The sequence below is a fragment of the Sodalis sp. (in: enterobacteria) genome, from assembly GCF_051710625.1.
Taxonomy (GTDB): Bacteria; Pseudomonadota; Gammaproteobacteria; order Enterobacterales; family Enterobacteriaceae; genus JBPESN01.
The window spans coordinates 1-7,345 of the sequence record NZ_JBPESN010000093.1; the positions used below are offsets into that span (position 1 = coordinate 1).

Here is a 7,345-nt window from a genome sequence, read left to right on the forward strand (position 1 = left end):
CTGACCAGCCCCAGCTCTTTCATGAGCCTGCCTGCGAGCCAGCGCCCCATCCGGAAGCCTCTCTGGGTTGCCATGGTGGCGATACTTCTCGCGCCAGCGGCACCATGGCTGATACTGTGCAGTTCATAAACCTGACTGCGCGATACCGTTCGCCTGCCGTCTGGCCTGTCAGGACGACTTTTCCAGTATTTGTAACTGCTGCGATGAACCCTGAACACGTGGCAGAGTGTGGCCACAGGATAATGCGCTCTGAGTTTCCCGATTAACGAGAACTGTTCAGGGAGTCTGACATCAAAATCGCTGTAGCCTTTTTTAATATTTCGTTTTCCATTTCAATGCGTTGTACTTTCTTCTTGAGCTCACGTATTTCGATTTGTTCCGGGTTATGGGAGAGGCCTTTGGCGTTTTCCCCTGTCGCTTATCACGCAGTTGTTTTACCCATTTCGTCATCGTAGAAAGGCCGACGTTCATGGCTTTTGCTGCTGGCGCGACGGTGTAATTTTGGTCGACAACCAGTTGAGCGGATTCGCGTTTGAATTCAGGACTAAAATTTCTTTTTTTCATTGGTGCACCCGTGTTGTTCTGGGGTAAGCAGATCACCTCTGTTCAGGTGGCCAAATTCAGTGTGCCACTACACTGTACGCTGGAGGCGAACGATATGCGCTTTACCACGCCGCAGGGGTTTAACAGCGGCGGCCAGTTCTACAGCTATTTGCGTGACAGCTTCGACGTACTTTACGCCGAAGGGAAGACGTCACCCAAGATGCTTTCCATCGGCATGCACGGCCGCATACTTGACCGGCCTGGCCGGTTTCGCGTGCTGCAACGTTTTCTGGATTATATCCAACAGCACGAACGGGTGTGGATTTGCCGTCGTCAAGATATCGCCGACCACTGGATTGGCCACCATCCCTACCATGAAGCGCATCCGGCGCAGGACGGGTAACAAAGAGCGTCGCTCGCCGAAAAATCCTCGTTTACGCTCGTTTGTAAAGCGCAGACGCAGACGACCATCTAGTGGCTGGGAAATCAAAGCTGAAAGAGGCCAGGACGCGAGCGACGGGCGCCTTGTCGGCGCGTCCGGCCATCGGCGGGTTAAGGTTGCAGGCTGAATCCATCAGCATCCCGCCAGGCGGGAAATGTTTCACGGTATTGACGCAGCGCCGAGAGCGACAGGCGTGCCTGTACGCAGGTTGCCGCGTCCGGTTCGGCCTGTGCCAGCACCGTTCCCATGGGATCCAGGATCAGGCTATTATCGCTATAGTGCTGCCGATTGCCATCGTCGCCAACGCGATTGCAGCCGGCGACGTAAGCCTGGTTTTCGGTGGCGCGGCGCGCTGCCAGCAGCGTTTGCCAGTGCGCGCCGCGCGCCGCTGGCCAATTAGCGACGTACAGCGCCAGATCGTAATCCTGTCGATTGCGCGACCACAGCGGAAAGCGCAGGTCATAACAGACCAGCGGCAATATCCGCCAGCCGCACCAGCCTATCACCACCCGTTCCTGGCCGGCCTGATAATGGTGATGCTCGTCGGCCATTCTGAACAGATGACGTTTATCATAGAGGTGCGTCACGCTGTCGGGTTGCACCAACAAGAAACGGTTGACCGCCCCCGCGGGCGTAGCGATGGCCGCGCTGCCACCTACCATTGCGCCGCTACGTTGGGCCCAATCCCCAAGCCATGCCACCACCCGCTGCTCGGGCAGGGCGTTGCCTGCCGCTTCCATGGCGAAACCGGTAGTAAACATTTTCGGCAGGAGAATCAGATCCTGATCAATGAGCGGCGCCAGCAGGCGGTCAAAGTGGGCCAGATTCGCCTTGCCGTCCCATCCACACCAGCGGCTGCTGCAACAGGCTAAGCGCTAAAGTCGACATAAGCGCTCCGCGGCGGCGTCCAGCGTCTGATCGCCTTTGGCGAAGCACAGACGGATTAGTTTATGCGGGAAGGGGTCGGCGCAGAACACCGATAGCGGAATAGCGGTTATCGCCGACATGGGTGGTGAGCCACTCACAAAAGCTGACGTCGTCTTTATCGGAGAGGGCGCTGTAATCAGCCAGCAGAAAATAGGTGCCTTCACAAGGCAGCAGTTGCAACCGGCTGGGCCCCAGCGCCTGCACCAGGTGGTCGCGCCGCTGGCGATAGAACGCCGGCTGCTGCTGCCAGTGCGCCGGCTCCTGGCGTAACATATCGGCGAGGGCCAGCTGTGCCGGCGTGTTGACCGCGAAGGTCAGATATTGATGTATTTTGCGTACTTCGACGCTCAAGGCCGCTGGCGCTACGCAATAACCGACTTTCCACCCGGTCATATGGTATGTCCTGCCGAAGGAGGAAACGGCAATAACGCGCTGGCGCAGTCCGTCATGGGCGAGCACGCTTTGATGGCCGCCATCGGCAAAGCAGATATGTTCATACACTTCATCGCTCAAGACATAGATTTCCCGATCGGCGATGGGGCCTGCCACAGCCGCTGGAAATCCTCCGCCTGCCAGACGCTGGCCAAGGGATTATGCGGCGTGTTGAGGATAACAAGCCGGGTGCGATCGCTTAGCACCTCACCAAACTGCGCCCAGTCACCGCGAAACGCCGGCGGCTGCAGTGCAAGACGACGCGTGACGCCGCTGGCCAGCTCGACCGCCGGCCCGTAGCTATCATAGCTGGGATCGAAGCAGACAACTTCATCTCCCGACCGCACCAAGGCGCTGATGGCGGCGAACAGGGCCTCGGTCGCGCCAGCGGTGACGGTCACCTCGGCATCGGCGTCGGGACGTCAGCCGTAGAGTTGCGCGGTTTTATCGGCGATGGCCTCGCGCCACGGCGCGAGGCCGGTCATCGGAGCATATTGATTGGCGCCCTGGCTTACATGCCAGGCCAGCCGGGATTTCAAATAGTCGGGACCGTCGAAATCGGGAAAACCCTGAGACAGGTTAATCGCCTGGTGGCGTTACGCTAGCGCACTCATCCGGGTAAAGATGGTGGTGCCCAGCGCCGGAAGGTTACTTTGCGGGACAAGCGAAGTACTCATGGTTAATATGACTCCTGATAGCCGGGTTTTGAGCCAATATAACATGCTGGCTATATTTGACAATCAAGACGTGTAGACGGCTAAATACCCGACGCGCGCTTGGTCAAAATTATTGGAGAGCGTCAACAAAACTATTCAGTGACAATCGCCGTCGAAAGCCTTCATGATAAAGGGCCTTTCGGCAATATGCCGGATACTATTGGCATGATTACGATGAAAAAGACGTTGTTACCGCTGGCTACCGGGCTGCTGCTCGCTTCAGGTCTCGCCCAGGCAAAACGGAAACCCACCATCTGGATCCCAATCATACTTCGCTGGTGTTCTCGTGGAATCACTTCGGTTTTTCCAACCCCACCGCCAACTTCTCCGGTATTACCGGTACCATTGTGCTGGACGATGCTGCAATTGAGAATGCCAAAATGGACGTCACCATTCCGGTCAAAACCGTGGATACGGCATGTGCAGGCGTTAACGGATGAATTTAAAGGCACGCAGTATTTTGATCAGAAGCAGTTCCCAAATGCGACGTTTCACAGCACCAAAATCGTCAGTAAGGGCGATAATCGTTATCAGGTCTATGGCAACCTGACCATCAAGGGCATCAGACGCCCGGTGATCCTGGATGCGGTGCTGAACAAGCAGGGCGAGCATCCCATGGCTAAAAAAGCCACCGTGGGTTTCAATGCCACCACGACCATCAAACGTTCCGAGTTCAAAATGGGGCAGTTCGTGCCCAACGTGAGCGATGACGTCACCATTAGCATTTCGACAGAAGCGCTGGCAAAATAATTACCCGCGCCGCTCAGCCGGCGTGACCCTGCCGCCCGTCCGGCGCGATCTTCACCGCCCTGCCTCCTCGTGACGCGGGGCATTTTTTTTCTCAGCTTCGGGCATCGCCGGCAGCGGAAAATCGTGCAACCCAATTTAGGCCGCGGCAAAAGACGAAAATGGCGCGGCCGGCTGGGTTGCCGCCCTCGGCGCAGCTTGCGACAACGGTGTCTGCCACCGTGCCGGCGTTGAACCCGGGAGCCGCAGTTACTGCTGCTCTGGCACGGAATGCGCCAACCTATGACTCGCTCTTGTCGCGTTATGCGCCGCGGCCATGTCCTCTCAGCACCATTATTTAATACAATTATCAACAGACTTATTATCTATCCCCTTTATGAGATAGCGCAAATTGCTCGTCGGACGGCGCTTCTCGCGGTACGGGCATTCCGGTAAACTGCTGCCGGAAAATATCATTTATCGCCAGCCTTGATTGAGGGACGACCCCATGTATCAGGATTTGATTCGCAACGAACTTAACGAAGCCCTGCAAACGCTGCAAAACTTCCTCAGCGATGAGCACCATATTCAGTCTATTGAAGACGCGGCCAAACTTATCGCCGACACCTTCAAAGCCGGCGGGAAAGTGCTCTCCTGCGGTAACGGCGGCTCACATTGCGACGCGATGCATTTCGCCGAAGAATTGACCGGACGCTATCGCGAGAATCGTTCGGGCTATCCCGCTATCGCCATCTCCGATCCCAGCCATCTGTCCTGTGTGAGCAATGATTTCGGCTATGAGCAGGTCTTTTCACGCTATGTAGAAGCGGTGGGCAACAAGGGCGATGTGCTGGTTGGCATTTCGACCTCCGGCAACTCGGCGAACATTATTCGCGCTATTGATGCCGCGCGCGCCAAAGGCATGCGGGTGATCGTCCTCACCGGCAAAGAGGGCGGTAAAATGGCCGGCAGCACGGATGTGGAAATTCGCGTGCCACATTTCGGCTATGCCGACCGTATCCAGGAAATCCATATCAAGGCTATCCATATCTTGATACTGCTTATCGAGAAAGAAATGGCGCCGCAGTGATAGCCCTGATCGGCAAGGGAACGACAGGAGAGGGGCATGTGTGAATTACTCGGCATGAGCGCCAATGTACCTACAGATATCTGTTTCAGTTTTTCCGGCCTGGTGCAGCGTGGCGGTGGAACCGGACCGCATAAAGATGGCTGGGGAATCACCTTCTACGAAAACTGGGCTGCCTCACGTTCAAGGATCCGCTGCCCAGCATCGACTCGCCCATCGCCCGGCTGGTGCAGGACTATCCGATCAAATCTTGCGCGGTGGTCTCCCACATCCGTCAGGCCAATCGCGGTAGAGTGGCGCTGGAAAACACCCATTTTTTCACTCGCGAGCTCTGGGGACGCCACTGGACCTTCGCCCAGAACGACCAATTGCATGGCTACCGGACGCTGCAAACCGGCAATTTCCGCCCGGTGGGGCAGACGGACAGCGAGCAGGCTTTTGTTGGTTGCTGGCGCGCCTTGGCGGAACGCTACCTGCACACGCCGCGCCACTGGCCGTCGGTATTCCGCTATATCGCCGGTTTAGCGAACACGCTGCGGCAAAAAGGGATTTTCAATATGTTGCTGTCCGACGGCTGCTACGTTATGGGCTATTGTTCCAGCCACCTGTATTGGATTACTCGGCGCGCGCCCTTTAGTAAAGCCACGCTGCTCGATCAGGATGTGGAAATCGATTTTCAAAAGCAGACCACGCCCAATGACGTGGTCACGGTGATAGCCACTCAGCCGCTGACCGGCAATGAAACCTGGCAGCGGGGGGGTGGCGCCGGGGGAATGGGTGTTATTCCGGCTTGGCGAGCGCGAATTGTGAGACGGCCGGCGCGCCACTTTGTAACATCAGCGGCGCGCTTATCACATACTGACCATTTACCACCGATACTGCCGGTGGTTGATGGTGTTCGGCGAAATAGGCGTAACCGGGCGCAAGCTGGCTCCAGAATTTGTAATTGGCTGAATAATGATGGCGTTGCATATTTGCCGGCGTTATGCGAAACGGAAATATATTAATCTTTACCTGCGCCTGACCATTAAGCAATGCATCTTTCACATAGCGATAAATCTCCGCAATCAAAGAATCCGTCATGGCATAGCAGCCGATAAAGCGGCAATCGCCGTGGATCATCAGCTTGGCGCCTGAATAGCCCAGCGCCCGGGCATAGTCGTTGGGGAAACCGAGATTAATGGCGCGATAATAATGACTGTTCGGATTCAGATTGCGTGTGTCAATGGAGTAAAAACCTTCCGGACTCATGAAGTCGCCTTCACGCCGTTTCGGGCCCAGTCCGCCGGAGAACTTGCAAATTTGAAAGCTGTCCACCAAATGGTATGCATTACCCATCTTGGCATACAGTTCCAAAATGCGTTTTTCTTTAAAGACCTGAATAAATATCGGTGAGCCTAATAGTTGTTGCTTAAGTTCCTGGCCGACTTTTGCTTGATCGCTGGCGTAACTGTACGCTGGTAATAAAAAAAGCATCGTCAACAGCATCGCGAATCTGCGCATTGTCATTCCTGTTTCATCAAATAAATGAGCGGCCAGCCACGAACGTTACCGGAGGGACTGTCAACTGCCCGTGGGCAATCAGCGACAAGATATCACTGCGTGTTATTTTATCAAGATACGTTTTGTATAGATGAGAATCCTTACTGTATACTTGTAGGTCTTCCCCGATCATGGTGGGAGAGTCAGAACGCCATGTTTAGCTTTCCGTAGTGGAACAGCACACCCAGCTTGAACCGTTCTTTATTCCTGAAGCACTGTGACTTAATTCTGAGCAGGCGTATTTTACTGTTTAGCGACTCCGCACTGCCGTTTGACACTCGGTTTTTCATCGCATTCAGGATGCCGTAAAGGCGCTTTGCCACCATCCTGCCAACGCTGACCATCAGCGGTATTCCGCTGTTCTTTGCCATTATCATCCATTCCTGCCACAGCTTTCGGCTATGGCTGTCATAGCAGCGGTGCCACAGGTCGCGGGCAAGTTCTTTCATGAGCCAGCACTGACTGGTTTGGGGTAACACCAAGCGTGCAACTTCCAACCTGTCGGACCTGCGTCCATGCCGATTCTGTTTACCGTAAAACCACAAATAACGCGAGCGATGAGCCCCTTTCCTGTCTGACGATGGGATGCGTTTCGTTTCAGCCATACGTGTTTTATCAACAACGGCGCGGAGCGTTTTTGCCACATGGAAGTGGTCGAAGGCGATTTTATCCACAGCATTTGGTGTAGTAACACACTGAATTTGGTCACCTGAACAGAGGTGATATGCTCACCTCAGAACAACACGGGTGCACCAATGAAAAGAAAAAATTTTAGTCCTGAATTCAAACGCGAATCTGCTCAATTGGTTGTCGACCAAAATTACACCGCCGCGCAAGCAGCAAAAGCCATGGACGTCGGTTTTTCTACGATGACGAAATGGGTAAAACAACTGCGTGATAAGCGACAGGGGAAAACGCCAAAAGCCTCTC

General features: G+C 55.0%; 3 protein-coding genes and 7 pseudogenes. 5 read left to right on the plus strand and 5 right to left on the minus strand.

Annotated features, from left to right (window positions below; genetic code table 11):
- Positions 1-564: pseudogene (locus ACTBDU_RS15275) on the minus strand (transposase); the annotation flags it as partial.
- Between the two features lie 76 nt (positions 565-640).
- Here ACTBDU_RS15275 and ACTBDU_RS15280 point away from each other — a divergent pair.
- Positions 641-946: pseudogene (locus ACTBDU_RS15280) on the plus strand (allantoinase); the annotation flags it as partial.
- Between the two features lie 149 nt (positions 947-1,095).
- Here the strand turns inward: ACTBDU_RS15280 and ACTBDU_RS15285 are convergent.
- Together ACTBDU_RS15285 and ACTBDU_RS15290 are read right to left on the minus strand one after the other, a co-directional pair.
- Positions 1,096-1,873: pseudogene (locus ACTBDU_RS15285) on the minus strand (amidohydrolase).
- Positions 1,861-3,021: pseudogene (locus tag ACTBDU_RS15290) on the minus strand (pyridoxal phosphate-dependent aminotransferase). Before ACTBDU_RS15290 ends, ACTBDU_RS15285 begins: the two co-directional pseudogenes overlap by 13 nt.
- A gap of 204 nt (positions 3,022-3,225) precedes the next feature.
- Between ACTBDU_RS15290 and ACTBDU_RS15295 the strand changes: the two are divergent.
- The 3 genes and pseudogenes from ACTBDU_RS15295 to ACTBDU_RS15305 all read left to right on the plus strand — a co-directional run bounded on the left by ACTBDU_RS15295 (position 3,226) and on the right by ACTBDU_RS15305 (position 5,683).
- Positions 3,226-3,810 (plus strand): annotated as a pseudogene (locus ACTBDU_RS15295) (YceI family protein).
- A gap of 484 nt (positions 3,811-4,294) precedes the next feature.
- The gene (gene lpcA / locus ACTBDU_RS15300; RefSeq protein WP_438807067.1) at positions 4,295-4,876 is read left to right on the plus strand and encodes a D-sedoheptulose 7-phosphate isomerase; all 582 of its coding nucleotides are present in this window, start codon (positions 4,295-4,297) and stop codon (positions 4,874-4,876) included.
- Positions 4,877-4,912: 36 nt separating this feature from the next.
- Positions 4,913-5,683 (plus strand): annotated as a pseudogene (locus ACTBDU_RS15305) (class II glutamine amidotransferase).
- Here ACTBDU_RS15305 and ACTBDU_RS15310 read toward each other — a convergent pair.
- Both ACTBDU_RS15310 and ACTBDU_RS15315 read right to left on the minus strand, forming a co-directional pair.
- A complete protein-coding gene (locus ACTBDU_RS15310) occupies positions 5,654-6,376 on the minus strand; it encodes a peptidoglycan meso-diaminopimelic acid protein amidase (RefSeq protein ID WP_438807068.1) in 723 nt (240 codons plus the stop codon). The pseudogene ACTBDU_RS15305 and the gene ACTBDU_RS15310 overlap by 30 nt on opposite strands.
- Positions 6,377-6,558: 182 nt before the next feature.
- Positions 6,559-7,098, minus strand: a pseudogene (locus tag ACTBDU_RS15315) (transposase); the annotation flags it as partial.
- 72 nt (positions 7,099-7,170) lie between these two features.
- Between ACTBDU_RS15315 and ACTBDU_RS15320 the strand changes: the two are divergent.
- Positions 7,171-7,345, plus strand: a 175-nt coding sequence (locus ACTBDU_RS15320) for a transposase (protein WP_438807069.1), incomplete at its 3' end; no start/stop codon positions are given.

Excerpts from the sequence above, each read along its gene's own strand:
- lpcA (WP_438807067.1), top strand. The coding sequence starts at position 4,295 with ATGTATCAGGATTTGATTCGCAACGAACTTAACGAAGCCCTGCAAACG.
- ACTBDU_RS15310 (WP_438807068.1), bottom strand. The coding sequence starts at position 6,376 with ATGCGCAGATTCGCGATGCTGTTGACGATGCTTTTTTTATTACCAGCG.